Origin of the sequence: Chryseobacterium vrystaatense (genome assembly GCF_000737765.1) — a bacterium.
In the GTDB taxonomy this organism is placed as follows: Bacteria; Bacteroidota; Bacteroidia; order Flavobacteriales; family Weeksellaceae; genus Chryseobacterium; species Chryseobacterium vrystaatense.
In genome coordinates, this window is record NZ_JPRI01000011.1 from 67,433 (window position 1) to 86,405 (window position 18,973).

General features: G+C 36.5%; 10 protein-coding genes. 4 read left to right on the forward strand and 6 right to left on the reverse strand.

The features are described from left to right. Window positions 1-177: 177 nt before the first annotated feature. The 3 genes from IW16_RS25910 to IW16_RS22280 all read right to left on the reverse strand — a co-directional run bounded on the left by IW16_RS25910 (window position 178) and on the right by IW16_RS22280 (window position 7,766). The gene (locus IW16_RS25910; RefSeq protein WP_131327959.1) at window positions 178-6,351 is read right to left on the reverse strand and encodes a hypothetical protein; all 6,174 of its coding nucleotides are present in this window, start codon (window positions 6,349-6,351) and stop codon (window positions 178-180) included. A 27-nt stretch (window positions 6,352-6,378) separates the two neighbouring features. Then, a complete protein-coding gene (locus IW16_RS22275) occupies window positions 6,379-6,903 on the reverse strand; it encodes a hypothetical protein (protein WP_034749924.1) in 525 nt (174 codons plus the stop codon). 266 nt (window positions 6,904-7,169) lie between these two features. Continuing rightward, the gene (locus IW16_RS22280) at window positions 7,170-7,766 is read right to left on the reverse strand and encodes a hypothetical protein (RefSeq protein ID WP_034749926.1); all 597 of its coding nucleotides are present in this window, start codon (window positions 7,764-7,766) and stop codon (window positions 7,170-7,172) included. Window positions 7,767-8,188: 422 nt separating this feature from the next. Here IW16_RS22280 and IW16_RS25915 point away from each other — a divergent pair, with 422 nt between their 5' ends. Further along, window positions 8,189-9,796 (forward strand): helix-turn-helix domain-containing protein, encoded by a 1,608-nt coding sequence (locus IW16_RS25915; RefSeq protein ID WP_051890597.1) that lies wholly within the window; start codon window positions 8,189-8,191, stop codon window positions 9,794-9,796. 197 nt (window positions 9,797-9,993) lie between these two features. Here IW16_RS25915 and IW16_RS25920 read toward each other — a convergent pair whose 3' ends face one another. From IW16_RS25920 to IW16_RS22305, 3 genes are all read right to left on the reverse strand, one after another. Then, window positions 9,994-11,601 (reverse strand): helix-turn-helix domain-containing protein, encoded by a 1,608-nt coding sequence (locus IW16_RS25920; protein WP_051890600.1) that lies wholly within the window; start codon window positions 11,599-11,601, stop codon window positions 9,994-9,996. A 955-nt stretch (window positions 11,602-12,556) separates the two neighbouring features. Further along, window positions 12,557-12,994, reverse strand: a complete 438-nt coding sequence (locus tag IW16_RS22300; protein ID WP_034749930.1) for a hypothetical protein — start codon at window positions 12,992-12,994, stop codon at window positions 12,557-12,559. Window positions 12,995-13,001: 7 nt separating this feature from the next. Further along, entirely contained in the window at window positions 13,002-15,434 is a 2,433-nt protein-coding gene (locus IW16_RS22305) for a hypothetical protein (protein WP_034749932.1), read from the reverse strand. 890 nt (window positions 15,435-16,324) lie between these two features. On the opposite strand from IW16_RS22305, the gene IW16_RS27285 reads away from it, so the two are divergent. From IW16_RS27285 to IW16_RS22320, 3 genes are all read left to right on the forward strand, one after another. Then, on the forward strand, window positions 16,325-16,645 hold the full coding sequence (locus tag IW16_RS27285; RefSeq protein WP_449390381.1) for a TraQ conjugal transfer family protein: 321 nt from the start codon (window positions 16,325-16,327) through the stop codon (window positions 16,643-16,645). Window positions 16,646-16,685: 40 nt separating this feature from the next. After that, window positions 16,686-17,435: a hypothetical protein gene (locus IW16_RS22315; protein WP_131327960.1), complete on the forward strand. Its 750-nt coding sequence runs from the start codon at window positions 16,686-16,688 to the stop codon at window positions 17,433-17,435. Between the two features lie 79 nt (window positions 17,436-17,514). Then, window positions 17,515-18,798: an ImmA/IrrE family metallo-endopeptidase gene (locus IW16_RS22320; RefSeq protein WP_131327961.1), complete on the forward strand. Its 1,284-nt coding sequence runs from the start codon at window positions 17,515-17,517 to the stop codon at window positions 18,796-18,798. Window positions 18,799-18,973 lie beyond the last annotated feature (175 nt).

Here is an 18,973-nt window from a genome sequence, read left to right on the forward strand (position 1 = left end):
ATTTGATTTCACAAATGCCTTAGAATTAAAATATTGTTGATATGTGATTATTTAGTTTTCATCATATAATTCACCCTGGTGAACTGTAATTAATTGACTAAAAGTGATAGTCTCAGCTCCGTTTTGTCCAATACTTTCCGGAGCTGAGTTTCTATCAATTATTGAACCTGTACTTCTCTAATCAGGACAGGTCTGTGTGGAGATACAGTGCCAGGCCATGGCTGCATCACCTTCCTTAAGGGTGTACATCTTCATGCATTTGTTGGTCATATCATACACCATCATCCCCTCTACAGGAACTGTAATAACAGGCGTTATCCCATCAGCAGCAACAGGTTGGTTGGATGCATTGAACTTTAGTCTGTTTGGAACAAAACCTTTGGTTTTTGCTTCCAACACCAGCCAGCCCCCTTTTCTTACCATTGGCCAGTTGTCTGTATTTCCGGCTCCGGCTCTTCCAAGAGCGGTAATTCCTACTTTTGAAGGCAATGCAGGGTTACCGGTGGCAGCAATAGCGCCAGGTTTATAGCAGTAGGTTTTTCCTTCAGCAAACGTTATATACCTTGTGGTATTATCCGTGTTGAAATCATTCATAAATACCCATTTGCCGCCTGTAAATGTTCCGGTAACAGATTTTACATTCGTTGTGAATGCTGCATCATCCGCTACAATCATCTGGATATTGTTTCCGGCTGAGAAAGTGACTCCATAGGCTGATAAATCTGCCTCAAAGTACAGACCTCCGGGAGTATTTGAACGTTGCGAAAGCCATGTTCTCTGGATTCTCTTCAGTGTATTTCCGGCAATCGTGATGTTGACAAGCGGGGTTGCTGTAACATTGTTATCCCCCAGAAGGAAATATGTTTTATCACTTGTAAATCCTGTTCGTGCTGCAAGTTGGTTCGGAGAAGCAAAATCATTGATTGTAGCAATGGTAAGAACCGTCCCTGCATTGACACTTTTCGATACTTTTTGTTCCAACATTTCAATATCGTCACGGGATATTCCAAAGATATTATTATTGAACGTCGTATTCGCTGCTCCGTTCCATACTGTATTTCCATCTGTATTCAGATAATGGTCAGTATTTACTTGTCCGAGCGTAATACCATATTTAATAGCGAGATACGAATCTACTCTTCGTCTTTCCGAAGTTGTAAGGTTCCCTTCTCCATACACAATCGTTTCTCCCAGGTTTCCGACAAAACCTCCATTATCACTTCCATTGGAGCCTATTTGTGTAGAACCGAAGGTATGTCCTCCGTTGAGAAAGCCTATGGAAGTATGTGCTCCGCTCATGGAAACAGTACCTCCGTTGATTCCTTTACCGGTAGTGGTATTTAACAGATTGTGATATACAATGCTTGGAATCGTGGTTGACCTCGTTCCTCCAGGATTAGCAAGATATCTATATCCTTCATCAGCTCTCACTCTTTCTGTTCTGCTGTCATACATATCACCAAAACCATCCCAATAGTTGATGCTTCCAGTTAATTTAGAATTATCCAGTAAAGAGCTGAATATCCTTCCATTACTGCCAGGGTTTGACAGTCCTTCTTTGGTCAGGATAAAGATGTCATAGGTATTGTTGCCAAAGGTTCTTACTGATGTATTTCCAATGGTTTGGGTATTTGCCGTAAAGCTGACCCCTGGATTGAAGTTGAAATAATTGGCAGCACCTAACTTGAATTTTGGCAGGGCATTGGTTCCCAATTGTGCTGAAGTGGTTCCCGAGAACTGGTCTGTCCATGCCGTAATATCTGTTCCATCTCCCGTGTTGGCAGCGTCTTTATCAGCTCTGTACCAATAAGAAAGATTATTCACAACTCCACCCGGAGCAAGTCCGAAACCTGCAAAAGTGAAAAACTGCCCATTGCTTAAGGTTACGTTGGCTGTTTTATACATCACCCCATTTATAGAAACTTCCGTAGTCATTGGAGTAAAATTATCCGTTGTATCGAATGTTTCGTCCGGAGATTGTACCAGATATAGGTTTTTGATTCCCTTTGGCCAGGCAACGGTTACCTGTCCTACATTTCCTGTGTTCTGTGCTTTCCAGATCGCTTCAAAACGGAAATTCGTTTCTCCGTTGGTACCATTGGTATAAGCCAGAGCCGTTTTCAGTCCCTGTTTCAAATTGTTGTCTCCAACTAGTAAGAATTGCTGATTAGCTGGCAAATCAGTATTGTTGGCTTCATTATTATCGGCAAGTCCGGTTGTAGAGATCACAAGCTTTTGACTACTGTTGATACTTCCTGACTGCTTTTGGTTCAATACAGTGACCTCATCTTTTGCAATACCGAAGATATTGTTGTTGTATCCGGTATTTCCGGTTCTATCCCATACCACGTTGCTTTCTGTGGAAAGATAATTTTCATTCAGGGTAACCCCATTCTTTACAGCCAGATAAGAGTTGATTCTTGACTGTTCATTAGATGTCAGAGCACGTTTGTACCAAATAACCTCCATAATGTCTCCAGGGAACGCACCAGCGGCATCCCATCCGGCATGACCTACCCTTAGGTTGCGGCCGTAAAGCTGGAATTTATTGGTATTAGTGAAGGTGGTTGCTTCATAATCACCATTCAATCCCAATCTTTTTTCTCCTCCAGAAAAAGAGGATGTCCCTCCATTGGCAACAGAATTATTGGCTATCGTAGAGAAAACATTGGATGAACCTATATTGAAAGCTGTAGAAAAATCTGTTGACGTGGTAATATTATAAAATTCATAATGTCTTGGCTTTCCATTGGCAATCGATGCCGCAGGTTCAGAAGCATAGGTTGCATCATCATCAATTCCCGTAATACGTCCGGTTCCTGCCGCAGTAGGTCTTACTGCTGAGAAAATGGAATGAGATATATTGGGCAATTCGCCAGTGGTAGGATTCAATGTTGAAGCATTATTGTAAAATAATTTCGAAGCACTATATCCTGTCGTGTACGGATGGAAGTTATGATCTTTATCTGCTGAAGAAAGAGACCATGTACCCACAGCAGGAATATCATTGGCGTTGATGGAATTGTCTTTCCATGCTGTTGCGATGTTTCCTGCATCATCGGATCTGATCCAGAAATCTGATCCGGCAACTCCTCCGGGAGCGTATACATATCCTGCAAAAGTGAACAGCTGCCCGTTGGCTAATGTTACATTAGCGGTGTTATATACCGTCCCATTTACAGTTACTTCTGCAGTCATTGGGATAAACATATCTGTTCCGTCAAAAATGGCATCAGAAGATTGTACCAGATATAGGTTCTTCAACCCTTTAGGCCATGCAACCGTTACGGTACCCACACTTCCTGAATTCTGCACTTTCCAGATAGATTCAAAACGGTAGTTAACCAAACCATTAGAACCAACCGTGTAAGACAATGGTGTTTTAAGACTTTGTTCCAAACCATTATCTCCTGTCATCAGGAATTGCATATCATTGGCTAAACCTATACTGTTGGCTGTATTGCTATCCGCAAATCCTGTTGTGGAAATCACAAGCTTCTGTCCGCTATTGGTACTTCCCGATTGCTTTTGATGCAATAAGGTAAGATCATCCTTGGCCAGACCGAAAATATTATTGTTGTAACCAGTATTAATGGTTCTGTCCCATATCATATCGCTTGCTGTGGATAGATAATTCTCGTTCAATGTAACTCCATTCTTTACCGCCAGATAAGAATTTACCCTCGACTGTTCACTCGCTGTTAAGGCACGTTTGAACCATAAAATTTCCATAATATCTCCAGGAAAAGCACCGGCTGCATCCCAACCGGCATGACCCACTCTTAGATTACGGCCATATAGCTGAAATTTATTAGATCCGGTAAATGAAGTTGTTTCGTAAGTACCATTCAGACCTAATCTTTTTTCTCCTCCCGATGAGGCAGCAGATCCTCCGTTGGCAACAGAATTATTGGCTATCGTCGAGAAAACGTTGGATGAACCTATATTGAAATTTGTAGAGAAATCTGTTGAGGTAGTAACATTATAATATTCATAATGTCTTGGCTTTCCATTGGCAATCGATGCCGCAGGTTCAGAGGCATAGGTTACATCATCATCAATTCCTGTAATACGTCCGGTTCCTGCCGCAGTAGGCCTTACTGCTGAAAAAATGGAATGGGATATATCAGGCAGCTCTCCATTGGTAGGATTCATTACAGAAGCTGCATTATAAAAGAATTTGGACGTGGTATAGCCGGTAGTGTAAGGATTGAAATTATGGTTTCTGTCTGCCGGAGATAATGTTACCCCTCCCACATTCGGAATAGGGTCGGCAAATGCAGATTGGTCCTTCCATGCTGTCGCAATAGTTCCTGCATCATCTGATTTCACCCAAAAACTGGCTCCCTGAACTCCACCGGGGCCAGGAGCTACAACGGTAATGGTAAGATCACTGGTACTTGTACAGGTACCGGTGGTAACAGTCCATCTGAAAGTATAGGTTCCTGAACCGGTAAGTCCTGTAACATTGGTATTATATAGGGCTGGGTTGACTATCACCGGGTCCGGAGCTCCGGCTGGTTTTGAAACCAAAGTCCATAAACCTGTGGATGCCGTTCCCGGATTATTCCCGTTGAGAGAGGCTTGTGAAACTCCTATTCCCAAGGTTTGGCCGGATCCTGCATTGGCATTTACCTGTGGGGATACAAATATGGAAAATGTACCCTCCGGAGAAGTTCCTGAGCATGCATATTCCTTATCCAGAAATCTTGGATCCACTCCACCTGCATTAGAAGCAGCCTTTATCTTAAATACATACTCTCCCTGCTTATCCAGGTTACTTATCGTGGTAGAGGTATTTGTAAATGTTCTGAGATTACTGGCTTCGTAAACAGGATTGGCTGCTCCGGCTGGCTTGGAAACCAAAGTAAAGTTATAGCTGCCGGAAAATCCCTGAAAGTAACTGGTATTGACTACTCCCTGATATACAGCAGGTAAAGGAACCGTCGCCGTAACAACACCTGACCCTGTATAACATATTGTCGTATTAGGTACAGCCACATTGGGGCGGCTACCATCTGAAATATGAATATAATAATCCTGGCTATTGCCGCAGGTGCCACTTTTGATCGATAAATTAACAATGTAGGTTCCCACTCTCCAACCTCCGGCAGGTGGTGTTACCACTACATTCCTGTTCATGGTCCCGGCTCCGTTCAAAACCAAAGCAGGATTTCCTCCTGGAGGGGCTACCCCTGAATTACCAACTGTGGTAATAAGTGTTGCAGGGTCTGCGGGATCAATTTTAAAATAAATGGTAATCGGTGCTGTTGTCCCTGCCTTATTACAATACACGGCACCTCCGCTACCGCTTGCATAGTAATATTGCATTTGTTCAGGATATGCGGAATCAATAAAGCTAACGAGCCTGGGGTCTGTCCCGTTGTAGTTGTAGGTAATCTGAGGAGTCGTGTATGTTCCGTTGGCGTTGGTAACGGTTATGGTAAATACATAGGCCCCCGTAACAGTTACACCATTGAAATAGATTGAACTGTTCCTGATCTGATAAAATGAAATATTTCCCCCTGCCGGCTGGCTGATGACGTTCATGGTAACTGTCGTTCCAAATGTCGGGTTTCCTGATGAGTTTGTTGTATTGCTTGCGAACAATGGAGAAGTTCCACTCAAACTGATATACCGGTTGATTTCCGTCGACGGATAGCATCTGTTGTGGGTTGCCGGAAGACTGATTTGTGGATTGGGAATGAAACGGACAACAGCATCATCTTCGTACCAACAGTTTGGATTGTTGATGGATGTTATTCTTAATACCGCACGATAAGCAGGATCAATATCATGATTGGCTTTCTTCGTAAGGGTTAAGGTAGGAGTTGCGGTTGTCGTATTGGACATGGTGGCATTCGTTGTGGTAGTCTGATTATAATATTCTTTATTATAAATGTTGTAATACGTCCACGATGCGGTATACCCTGCAGGAATTACTGCATTTAGGGTTGCAGTACCCGTATTGGCAGAAACATTGGTAATGTCAGGCCCTGCAGTAAAAGTAGAGACAGCTCCCGGGGCCGTAATGGTTACCTGTGAGGTTGCTGTTCCTGCGGTACAGGTCTGGGCAATCTGGAATACATAATTTCCGGGAAAGGTCATTCCTGTAACATTGGTATTGTAACCTGAGGGTGTTACAATCACCGGGTCTGGTGCACCAGAGGGTTTGGACACAAGAGTCCATACCGGGTTTCCAGCTGTACTTCCGCCAGGGCTCCCTGATAGATTGGCAGACGTGCCGCAAATGACCGCATTGGCTCCTGCATTGATGTTGCAGCTTTGTGCCAAAATCATCATATTCCCCATAATGAGAAATAGGAAGAAAAAGAGGGTTTGTTTTTTCATTATTTAATAGTTTTTAGTCAGATTTATTTAAGGTTTCCAGAAAGTCCAGACTTTGCCGTTGTAAACAGCAAGTTGTCGTTTTACGGTGTCATAAGCCATCATTCCGGGAGCTGGATCGATGATGTTGAGGTGCGGACTGGCCACTTTAGGTACTATCATCGCCTTGTTGGTGTCGGATAAAACCAACATACCTGGTGTACTGTCTGTAGCAGCAGCTGATCCGATGACTGATTTTGCGGCCGTAGATTCCGTTTTGCTGGTCTGGATTAAAATATCGGCTGTTCCGGTGTTGTCAACACTTAAATCAGCCCATGTTCCGGTATCCTTCAGGTATTTTACTTTGTGGTCGGTAGTATCATAAATGACGGTCCCGTTTTCTGTAATTCCTGTCTTTGTTTCTACATAGGGAAGCACGAATCCCCGATTTTCTGTATCCGCAAATTCCAGGGATACAAAAGCATTCGTTACGGTCGGTTTCCCTATGGCAATCTGAGATTGTACAGTACCCGTTACCGCAAGTAAAATTGCGATGGGCAGAAGTTGTTTTTTCATGATTTTCAATTAAGTTTATAGGAGTGATTGAGGGTTTAGATGAGCATATCCATTATTATAATTCCGTCATTTTCATTATGATTTGAAGTCATATAAATGAATACTCTCCGGGAAGATGTGTTTTCTGATTTCAATCTTTGGTTAGCGATACACATCATGATTTTATTTGAGTCAGGACATGATCGTATCTGTTCGCATCGGATGAACCGGCGAGTATGAGTGAATCATGCGAAAATTTTCGTTCAATAAAGCTATCTGCTGATTTGTTAAGCGATAGCTATGGACAGAAATGGTGGGGGCCGGTTGAAGTATCTAACCGGTTTCAGATCTGAAGATCCGCGGTTTTTATAGATTTTTTTCAGGAAAACATCCAGTAGACAAACCAGAACAGGTATCCTGTTTTCGGACTCAAAAAGAAGGAATTTCAGCGTTTGTTGATTCGGCCTTACGATTTGTGTATTATTATCGGAACCTGTTAGTAAGAATTTCTCTGATTGTGTGTTGTTACTGAACACTAATGGGGATTTATTAATATTTTTAACGATTTGGGAGAAATCCTTTCTTTTTTTGTATTTTCTTTTACTGGATACGAGTATGTTCTTTCTTTTGGGAATTTTCTCTTTTTTTTCCTTGGGTTGTGAAACATATATTTGTTCTATCCCTGAAACTACAGTACCCTCTGATACCACTATCATAGTTGACGTGGAGCCAGCATCTGGCGAAGGAGCTTCATCCTGCCTATCAACAGCCTGTATAACCTGAAAGTTGATGAACAACAAGATGAATAAGAAAAACCTCCTCCCTCCAGGTGAATGAAGAGAGAAGAGTTGTTTCATCATGTTATTTTCAGAATCGGTTATCATTTTGATGCAATATTATGATTACCGCAATAGCTGCACAAACCTTATACAGGAATAATTCGGAAAGTTTCATGTATTGTTTGATCTGTTTTACAAATTTTGACTACTGAAAATCAGCATATTGACAAATATCAATATATCCAGTTAAAATTTAAAAAATCACAAATAGGTATTTGAATTTTAGGAATATATATTTCATTACATTTGCTCAAATAACAATTATGGATACAATCTTTACCATGAAAGTACCTCATCCTATGAGAATTTATGAAATGTAAATAAGGAATGGATCATTATAAATTTTTAGAAATAAAAAATCAAAAGACCACACATAAGCTATTATGCATTAACCTCTTTGAGCCATATGAATGCCACAGCTATTCATCGTCACGATGTTAACTCTTTCTTCTAAAAACTAATTCCTTATGAATAAAATCTATTTATTTCTGACCCTTTTATTTTTTTACACAGCTAATGCGGAAGTTGTATGTCCTGGCAATAAAAACATAGACCAGCTGATAGATCAGGCAACCTCTCTTGGTAACCATGGAAAAAGTAAAGAAGCCCTGAAATTGCTTCAACATGCTAATAATCTTGCCAAAGCTATTGGATGTAAAAAAGGAGAACTGGAAGCAACAAAAAATATAATGTTGGTCTACTCTCAGGATTATGATTATAAAAAGGCCCTGGAAATATCGAACACAGCCATAGATTTGGCCGATAGTCAGAAGGATTATGAAACATTATCCATGCTATACAATAAAAGAGCAATATTGTATGAAAACCTGGGCCTGTATGATGAAAGTCTAAAAGAATATGAAATTGCTCTACAATATGCACAGCTGATTTCCGCAGCAGATCAGAGGTATTACCAGACTTCCCTGGTTTATTATAATTTTGCCCCATATTACCAGGGACGTTCAGACGAAAAGGTTTTGTATTATCTGGAAAAAAGCAGACAGGAGGTTTTGAAAATAAGTGATAAAAGCAAGGATGTTCCTTTAGAGAAAAAGGTTGATATGCTGGTGTCAGTAAATATGAATCTGGGAATTCACTTCAGGGATTCCAAAAATAAAGGAAGAAATGTCAAGAAGTCTGAATTCTATTTTATGGAGGCATTAAAACAGCTTGATTTAATTAAAAAAGAAATAAATCCGGAAACAAAAATAGATTTATATCAGGCCCTTCAGGAGTTTTATCAAATGAAAAAAGATTATCATAAAGCGATAGAATATGGAGAGAATATGCTGGCTTTGGAGAAGTCGAACAGCATGCCTTATAATCGGAGAGTTGGATATATGGTATTGGCAAAATCTTATCTGGGAACTGGAGATCATACCACTTCGCAAAAATATCTCGATCTTTTTTCAAAATTGAATGACAGTATTAATTCCGTAGAAAAGCAAGCCGTGGAAGTTCCTGTCAAAAAGATGATTTCAGAAACCAAAATTAATGAAGAGAAAAATATAAAGAAAATTGCTGTTATCTCTTTTGTTATTCTTATTCTGATAGCCGTAGGCATGATGATATACCGAAAAAGAAGCAATAAGATTATCCGTAAAAAATATGAAGATCTCATTGCTAAAATACATCATGAAAACGGGGATAAAACAATAGACCTAACACCAGAAAAGAATAATGAAGGTATAGGAGTCAAATCTTCTGTCACCATTACTGATGAAACGGTAAAGGCATTACTTCTTAAGCTTGAAAAATTTGAGACTTCAAAGAAATATCTCCGGAAGGATTTGAGTCTTACCTGGATGGCCAGCAGCCTTGCTACCAATCCTAAATATCTTTCCGAAGTGATAAAAATCTATAAAAATCATAATTTCACAAGTTATATCAACAATCTTCGTATCAACTACATCATCAACAAGCTCTATGAAAATCCAATCTACAGGGAATATAAGATCACCTATCTTGCAGAAGAATGCGGATATGTTACGCCCAGGGTATTTGTAAATGCTTTTAAAAAAGAAACCGGTTTAACCCCCTCCTACTTTTTGGAAGAATTGAAAAATTCAGTGTAATGTTCAATGTACTTGGTGATCGGTTCTCAAGCCTTTTTAGTAGGTTTTCTCAATGCTTTAATGTTGTTGAAAGTCTGAGAATCATGAAAAAATACTCATCCGTAATCAATATACTCTTATGGATAAAAAATTATCTTGATGATGATGCTGTCTGGGTTGGACAGACAATAGTCAGTTTATTATAATTTTATTTTGTATTAGACTGTTTCCGGTTCAGTTTCATTTTTTAGACTGTTAATAAAATCTGAGGCGGTCAGGCCTGTTTCTTTTTTAAATGCAGTCTGAAACACCCTGGGATTGGCATAGCCACATAACTCTGCCAAAGAAGTAATCTTATATTTTCTATATACTTCATCCTCATACAGTTTCCTCGTAATGTATTCGACTCTAAGCCTGTTAATATAATGATTGAAGTTATTGTCCTTGTGTGATTTTATGACTTCTGAGAGATATTTAGTATTGGTGCCAAAACTACTTGCCATACTGGCTATTGTAATATCATTTTTCAGGTATTTTTCTGTTTTTTCAAATTTGGACAGCTTACTCAATAATTGGTTGACAGTTCCCTCCCCGATTGGAGCCTTTATTGTTTTTTCTTCTCCCTTCTCCTCTTCATCCTTTTGATTCTCTGACTCCTGCTTTATTTTGCTAATAAGTTCCTGAAACCTCTGCTGTAAGACTTTATTCCTGTTTTTCCAATAATACCAAATACCACCACATCCCAACACTATTACAATGAAGAAGACATATAAGTAGTTTCTGACACTACTGGTTTTTTCCTTATCCTTTTCTTTTTTAATTGCTGTGGTAACTTTATTCACCGAATGTTTATCTGCAGTTCTAATACTGTCCCTGAGTACTGTAAGAAGTTGATTGTATTTTTTTCCCTCCAGGGTATTGTTTTTAGCCAAATAGGCCTCTGTCAGGATTTCGTAGAAGACTTCCCGGCTGGAAGGAGACGAAATTTTCCGCTCCAGTTCTAAGCCTTTCTGGGCATAGTATATGGCCTTGTCGTTATTCTTTTGATCAAAATAAAAATCGCCTGCCGTTCTATAGAGGTTCATTTTATTGAGTGAACTTATGTCCATATTTTCAGCAATCTTCAACGATTTTAAAAGATACATTTCTGCCGTCTTTGGATCGTTGGGCGTAATGATCCATAAATAATACAATGTGAGGTTGGCCTGTATGGAAAGAATCAAATCATATTTCTTTTCCGGGGATATACTGGATTTTTTTTCTGATATTTTTTCTGCCTCGGCTAAACCTTTTATAAGGGCTAAGCGTACGGAATCAGGTTGTTTTTTGCTCTGATCAAAATATCCGGCATAGTTGGAATAAAATAGGCTGCTGTAGTAATGACGCACATCCTTATCTTTGATTTTCCCCAAATATCTTTTTGAAGCCTGATAAGCTTTGTGAGAGTCTTCCAGAAACCCCAAAGCTCCCAGTGAGGTTGCTTTCATCTTGTACATATTGGATACTTCCTGGGGTGATGACTCTTCATTGATATGGTTTTCCAGATCCGTTGAAACTTCAATCACTTTCTCCGAATTATCCAATGTTGAATATGTTCTCATCAGTTCAACACCTATGGAGAATGCAACATTATATTTATTCTCCTTGGCTGCTATGTAGCTTTTTTCCAGTTGTTTTATGGTAGTGGTTACGATACTTGTACCGCCGATCTTGTGTTGTATCTCGTGTAATTCTTTCTTTAATTGTTCTTCAGATATACTCTGGCCTTTCCCTAAGGCGAACAGGTGTAGGATAATGAGGAATAAAATAGATTGGTATGCTCTCATTTGATTGGAATTCAATGGTAATTAGTTAGAAAGGATGTTTTTACAAATGTATAATATTTCAAGTAAGCCACCAGTTAAGATTGTTGAAGATGATACAATTTTAATAATTAAGGAAAATGTGATGAAAATAAAAAAGATCAGGTAGATGATCATTGAAGCTTTGCAGGAAATTCAAGTTCGAAAAATATGGGTTGACAACTTAATGACCCAAGCTAAACCCTTGTTATAATCACCCTGAGGAACTCATCCATGCAGTGGAGAAGTCTGTAGAAAACTACAATAACAAGCGCTATCAGGAGTCGATAAATAACGTCACTCCCACGGATATGTACTTCGGAAGATCAGAACAGATTTTGGAAAAAAGAAAGCAAACAAAAGCGGAATCCATCCGAAAAACAAGACAAATGTATAATCAACAAAAATTAATAAGTTTATAAACCGAAAATCCTCCTTAAGGATTTAAACTACAATGTCTAAGTTGGTTTAAAGACGTACAGAAACTAGCTTGTCAATTTTATGAGCTTCTAATACTTCTTCTAAATGTTTTTGTTTGTCTGTTGCCATTAATTTAAATTTACATGATTATTGAAAATCAGCACAATAAGAATACCACTTTATGTTTTTGACAAATTGACATACAAAATAAATTTAATGTGATATTTATTACATAAAACAACCTATACATAACACTTTTTATATTAAAAATCTTTTTTTAAAAGAAAACTCTTCAATAATTATCGCAAAATATCTGAGCTATTCTTATATGATTAAATAAATAATTTCCTTTCTATTGAATAGTGGTGTTCAACTTATACTGCAAGTATTCCTTGTTTGATTTGGTATATTAAGTTTTCTGCTATATCACAATTAGTGAAGATCATTTGTCAGTTCTTCTGTTGATTCTCCGCAACTATTAAATAAAAAAGCCGCATCATTTAAGAAACGGCTTATATTATTATTCTTTATATTGATATTTTAAAGGTTTATTAGCTTTTAAATGTTCTTCTAATAATCCTTTAAAATCAATAATTCTATCTATTAAGCTGTCAATAGGAAATGTTTTAGTATGTAAATAATAAGTTTTTCCATGAAATTCAAAAGGTTGGCTTCCATATTGTTCTGGAAATCTTTGTCTCAACTCTTCTTTAAAAGGATTAAAATCTGGATGCTTTAAAAGTTCTTCTATTCTTTGATCTAAAGCTATTTGTATTTCATTAAAATCTAACAATGGAATTTCAAAACTTTGATTAGTATTAATATTGGTTCTAATATTTTCTTTTAAGAGATTTGATATTTTTAAATTTTCAAAATCAGATATAAGATATTGGCTTAATACTGAATTATAGTACATTCCGTTTTCAAGTATTCGTCCTAAATATTTCGATTTATACATAATTTTACTATTTTTTTGTTAATATTACTTTGACAGATTTTTCAGGAAATGCTGATTTGACTTTTGTAAATCCTTTTTTACTCATCGTTTTATAAAAAGTGGTTGATTTTACTGCTTCATCTGCATCACCAATTTCATCAAAAACTTCATAAAACTGCTTATATCCTAAAGATTCTCCACCAGGATAATCAGACAATTCCTTCCATTCTACTTTTATCGTTTTCACTTTCTTTCCAAAATGGTTAAATGCCTCATCTGTAAATTTTTGTCCTAATCCCTTTACTCCGTAAGTATTAAAATCAAACTCTAATTCACCTCCCCATACTCTTGCAGAATTCTCCCAAACAAACCTTTCATCAGCCACTTTCCAAATAATTTGGTCTTCGTATATTAAGATCCTATATTTCAGACCTTTGTAGTAATGATATATACTTTTAAGCAGACCTGCCTTCTCAAAATCTGTAAGTGATTCTATAAGCACACCTTGTATAAATTCTGTTGCTTTTGTTGGTGAAGCATAATATACTCTACTCAGAAAAGCTCCTACTTCTGCCTCTGTACCTGTTTTTACTATATGCCATTTATAATAAACCTCGTAAAGATTATTTCCTGCTTTTCTTACAGTAATTTTTTTCTCAGTAAGATTTTTTACTATATACTCGAAATTTGCATCTGAAGAAGAAAAAAACTTCACTAATTTTCGTAGTAATCCATTTTTCTCACCCATCAAAATCACTTCTTCGATTACATTACTCGGATTTCTCAGTCGGTAGGCTTCCAGCTCTATAATCAGTTTTTCCAACTGCTTTGTAAAAATAAGATAATTTCCTTTTATGTTTTTAAGATTCTTTATCGTTTCCAAAAGAGCCGGACCATGAGTAAGAATTCCCTCAATCATTACAGCACTTAAAATTCCTGCTCCAATCAAAGCGTAAATAGTATCCCAGTTTTCTACAAACCATTTTCCACCCGGTAAATCCGAAACCCATTTTTTTACATCCTCATTCATTAATGCTAAATCTATACTTGCTAAACCGATATCTGCAATAGCCAATACAGATAAATTACCAGTAAGTCCCATCGACATAAATCCTGCAATAATAGCAACAATATCTCCACCAATACGGATATTCTCCATTACTTCTGCCCATTCTTCTTCATCTGCAGTAGCTTTTATAAATAGAGCAGTTACCAGATTAGCTTTTTCCTGCCCTTTATCTGTAAAATGAACCAAATTCATTGGGTGGTATAAATGACCAGAATCTATATTTTCAGATGATGTTTGGGTTTGTTCTACTGTACTTCCTCCTTTGCCAAATTCATCAGTTTCTCGTTGTTCAATAGTCTTTGTAACTATTTTTTTCTGTTGTAGGAAAATGGCATCCTTGTAATCGAAATCCCAATCAAAACTCACAATTCCTTTGATCGTATTTAAGGTTTGATTCAATTCCAGAATATTACTTTCTATAAAATAACCTCCCCCATTAAGAAGTGCATTTTTAGTGGTTTTGCTTTTAGAATTGACATCTCTTTGAGCAAATACATTTAGTACAGAAGCAAAAAGAATACGGTTAGATTTACGTTGTCCCAACACTTCTGAATGTCCATCCAGATTATCATAAATCTCAGTAAGCAATTTTGGATTTTTCCAAAAATAATCTGCTACTTCCTGAAATTTCCTGAACATTCCCATTACCTTTATTAAAAGTGAGGTAGTATCTTTTGTCCAGCTAAACCATCCTGTATTATCTTCTTTTGTTAATATTTTCAAATGATTTACCACTACATCAGTAGGAAGATGTATTTTTATAATAAAACTGGTTGGCAAATCTCCATATACTTTATATAAATCATCTGCTCTTCCAGAGCCTTCTAAAAAGTGGGTAAATTCTCTGATGAAAAATAATGAAGCATCATAATCTGTTTCCACATTTCCATATCCCAAATAAAGTAACAGATCTTTGTATTCTACAAAAGAATGTGTCCTCAGCTCTATGGCATCCTGCATAGTGTCTTCATAACGAAATGTTAGAGAATAGGTAAGCCTGTCCTCTTCATCAAAAAAAACTTCCATGCGAGGTTTATCTAATCCCAAGTTTTGAGAAACTTTTACCATTCCGTTTTTGAGGTAAATCTTAGCGGAAACATCAATATGTTTTTTCCCATCCATTATATAGGTTTGGGCTATATCTTGAAAATATTCGTTAAATACATATTGCAACTGCTCTCCCTTCCCCTCACGATAGCTAGATTTTAGATCTCCCAGTAATTTGGTAAGATTAATGTATTCGTCATCTTTAGTTTCAATTTCTTTTGAATTTTGTATTCCTGAAAGTCCTTGCAAAGGATTTTTATTTCCTTTAAATCCGTTATTTACTTCTTCGAAAGACAAAACCTTAAATCCTGATAAATCCCCCAATTCGTGATCAAATTTTTCCATTTTCGTTGTTTTAGTTTCTGCTTTGTTTTACATCTATACTTTGTTTCTCTAGCGTAAATTTAGAGGCAGTGAACGACAAAACTTGACGTATTAAATTTTAATTGAAAATTTTTTATTTATTTTTCAATTTTTTCCAAAGGTCAGCTTATTACCAGAGAAAGTGAGTTTTCCTTCGGTGTATATGGGTGGGTTACAGGGTAAATCATCATCTGTAAAATCTAATTGATAAACGAAAATTTTCCGTTGGTTATTTCCTTCAATTCAAACTGATAATCAGGCTCATATCTGATTTCATCTACGCCTGTTCCTTATTTTGATATACTAAAATACCCCTGCCTACATAAATGCATCCTCCAATTTTTTCTACCAAATTGTAAATCTGGTGTTCTGAAAATTTGCTCTTTTTCATAATGTTTAACAAACTAAATCTAAATAATTTTAATTAGTCTGAAAAACAGGGAAGTTTAACGTATAAAATATGTCAGAAAATGTCAAATAACACTTTCTGTTTTTCCTTTATTAATGCGGGTTGTATTGTTGTATTATGATACTTAGAAAATGGCAATTACTTCCCGATACAGTATCTAAAGAACTCTGTATTAATGGTGGTTTACACAATACGAGGTGTACAAAAGTGGTACACGATTAAGATGCTGCAACATCTTTTTTTTCTACTTTTCCGCAAGAATTTTGTCTTAGCAAATACCGATGAATACAGGGTTTTATCGATTTTATAGTTAACATAAAAATAGCATATGTACTACTTCTGTACACCTTATATGTTATAAATTGCTGTAAATCAAATTATTAACAATTCCCGACTGTGTCGATGATAATTGATACATTTCGCCTGTACAACTCAATTTTTATATATATTCGAACAAAAATAAATTTACAAATCTGTCCAACGTTCGGGGAGACTTACAGATCTTTATCCTTTGCCGGAAAAAGAATTTCGGCTGTACTACACGTCAGAATCTTTAGTTTCACAACAATTTGATGTGTGGATGGTAGATAGTTTCGGCAATGAAAAGCAAATTTCATTTCAGTTTAACAATAAAAAAATAAACCCCATCATTATAGGACCGGTCAGTATCAACAGGGCGAAGGCCTTACACTACCAGAGTGAGAGCATGCTCATTAGGACAGCCGTTGGCTGTCCTTTTTTGTTTTTAATAGTTCAAGAATACAAGGTATTTTTTTCGATGTAAATCAATTTTTGCGTAAATTAGCTTTACTAATTACCATGTTATGAAAAGATTAAACCTATTATTGACTAGCATAGGGATATGCACGTTAGCAATTTCTTGTTCATCGGTTCAGGAGATTTTGCCGGGATACAAAATGTATGCAGCTCCAAATGGTGCAGATAAGCCCGGAAGAATTTATAGACTGGGAAATGATAAAAAAACTGATTTTCTGGTTGGATATCTGGATGTAAATCCTACTGCACAGATTATTGTAATTCCGGAACGGGAACAGACCAAGACTTTGAATTTGGGAACTTTAGTATCATTTATATCGACGGGCGGTACAATCTTTGGAGCCAATGCGGGACTAAATTTAAATCAGATTTCGAAATTTAAAATTAAACTTAACGATGCACATGTTTACAAGATTAGTGATCACGATATAGTAGGAATCTTTCCTGATCTTAAGAAACGTTTACAAGATGATATTAAAATATTCGGACACAAAGATCCAAAGTATTTCATCGTTCGTGAAGCAGTAACAGCCAAAGATATCTTTATACAAATTGATAAATCTCTTTCTTCAGATGCTGATGTAAAGGCAAATTTAGAAAAATTGGTTGATGGAAAAGTGAATGTGAAATGGACTAATTCTGCAAAGGATGAAATCAAAATAACATTGGATGATGGCTTATTTGTATTTTATAAACCAGAGCAGATAGTGTTAAGCAATAGCATCGACGGAACGGGAAAAATAGCCATTACCGAAGCTGATAAGGAAAGTTTTCAATTACTATCAATAGGTAATTAAAATGAAACCTATTTTTAAATTTCTCCTATTTTTTTTGCTTAGCCTTAACTTAATAAGTTGTTCATCTGCAAGGAGAAGCATGAAAAAAAATAACAAATCCAAAGAGACGCAAATAAAGGTTCTTTTAAAATGGCACAATGATCTGGTCAAAATTCCGGCTTTACCAACCTATGTTTTTGAGACTGAAATTCATAATAAAAAGAATATTGAACATCCTGATTTTGATTATATCCTTATAAATCCAAGCTGGTGTTTTGATGGGGATGCTTGTGCATTTCAGGGGGACCAAAAGCTTGTAAACATTGCTAAAAGCTATATGATAAAAGTGTACGGCACCAAGTATGACTCATTGTTTTTAGAACCTGAAATGCAAAAAGCATACACCTATCTTGATGCTAAAAAACTTAAATATGAGAATGTATGGCTTCAAATTCCTGTACAGAAATCAGGCCGTGCAAACGCTGATAGTATTCTTCAAGCCAGCTATTTGTTGAGTCCAAAATTACCATCGTATATACCGGATGACCAATTTGAAAAGATCTTTAAAACTTCTTACGAAAATTACGATAAGACAAATAGATTAAATAGTTACTACAGTTTCAAAAGAGAATGGGTTAAAAGGGAGCTATTCAAAAAATATTACGCACAACCGTTCGAAAATATTTCAGAATTAGTTGAATCAGATCGTTATAATCCTGGATTTAAGGTAAATGATCTTCCTGCTCCCTTACTAGATTCTCTATCTAAACGTTTTGATTATTTAAAAAGCTTACTTCCGGATTCTTTAAGAATAAAAATTTCCCAAAGTAAATTAAATATAGGTTATCTGTCACAGCCCTATTCGGTACCCAAATTATTTCTTGAGAATTTTGGAAAAGATATTTACATTTCGCCTTTGTTAATCCGAGCCGCCATAATCTCCGGGCTTTCAGAAATATTTGAATTTTATCGAAATGCTGAAGGTTTTGAAAATCCAAATTTATTCTCTGTGCAATTGATAGAAAATTATAATAATATTGTAGGAAAATCATATAAGAGACCGAAAGATAGAGGGAGTACTCTTTCATTAGAAATGGATGTTTTTTACCCACACATTCAAGATCAATGGAGAACTCAATTTGATTTTGTTTTGTTACATGAGTTAGGACACATCGTCGATAAAAATTTCACTGAAGAAGAGTGTGATCGTTTTGCAATAAATATATTAAAGAGGAACTTTTCAAAAGTAGATCTAGGTGTTTTCAGCAGTATGGTATTAACCTATAAAAATGACTATTGGGGCCGTTCAAATGATAAAGTAATGAGGAAAATTTTACTGGATCGATATGATAAAGCTATTAAAATGATCGAAGAATCGAGATAAAAGATCCGATAATATGATTTAGGGTCGTTTTACTTAGCTAATTGTTCTGAAATTGAACCATTATGAGAAGTTAGAGTGAATTAAATGTTGCAACTTGTATTGCTGATATATTATACTTGAAAACTTCTTTATTAAGGTATTTTTGTTTATTCTCGTTTATTAACATTACAGTTTA

Bases quoted from the DNA above. Each gene is read 5' to 3' on its own strand.
- IW16_RS22300 (WP_034749930.1), bottom strand. From the start codon at position 12,994: ATGTATAAATCGAAATATTTAGGACGAATACTTGAAAACGGAATGTAC.
- IW16_RS22315 (WP_131327960.1), top strand. From the start codon at position 16,686: ATGAAAAGATTAAACCTATTATTGACTAGCATAGGGATATGCACGTTA.
- IW16_RS25920 (WP_051890600.1), bottom strand. From the start codon at position 11,601: ATGAGAGCATACCAATCTATTTTATTCCTCATTATCCTACACCTGTTC.
- IW16_RS22275 (WP_034749924.1), bottom strand. From the start codon at position 6,903: ATGAAAAAACAACTTCTGCCCATCGCAATTTTACTTGCGGTAACGGGT.
- IW16_RS25910 (WP_131327959.1), bottom strand. From the start codon at position 6,351: ATGAAAAAACAAACCCTCTTTTTCTTCCTATTTCTCATTATGGGGAAT.
- IW16_RS22280 (WP_034749926.1), bottom strand. From the start codon at position 7,766: ATGATAACCGATTCTGAAAATAACATGATGAAACAACTCTTCTCTCTT.
- IW16_RS22305 (WP_034749932.1), bottom strand. From the start codon at position 15,434: ATGGAAAAATTTGATCACGAATTGGGGGATTTATCAGGATTTAAGGTT.
- IW16_RS25915 (WP_051890597.1), top strand. From the start codon at position 8,189: ATGAATAAAATCTATTTATTTCTGACCCTTTTATTTTTTTACACAGCT.
- IW16_RS22320 (WP_131327961.1), top strand. From the start codon at position 17,515: ATGAAAAAAAATAACAAATCCAAAGAGACGCAAATAAAGGTTCTTTTA.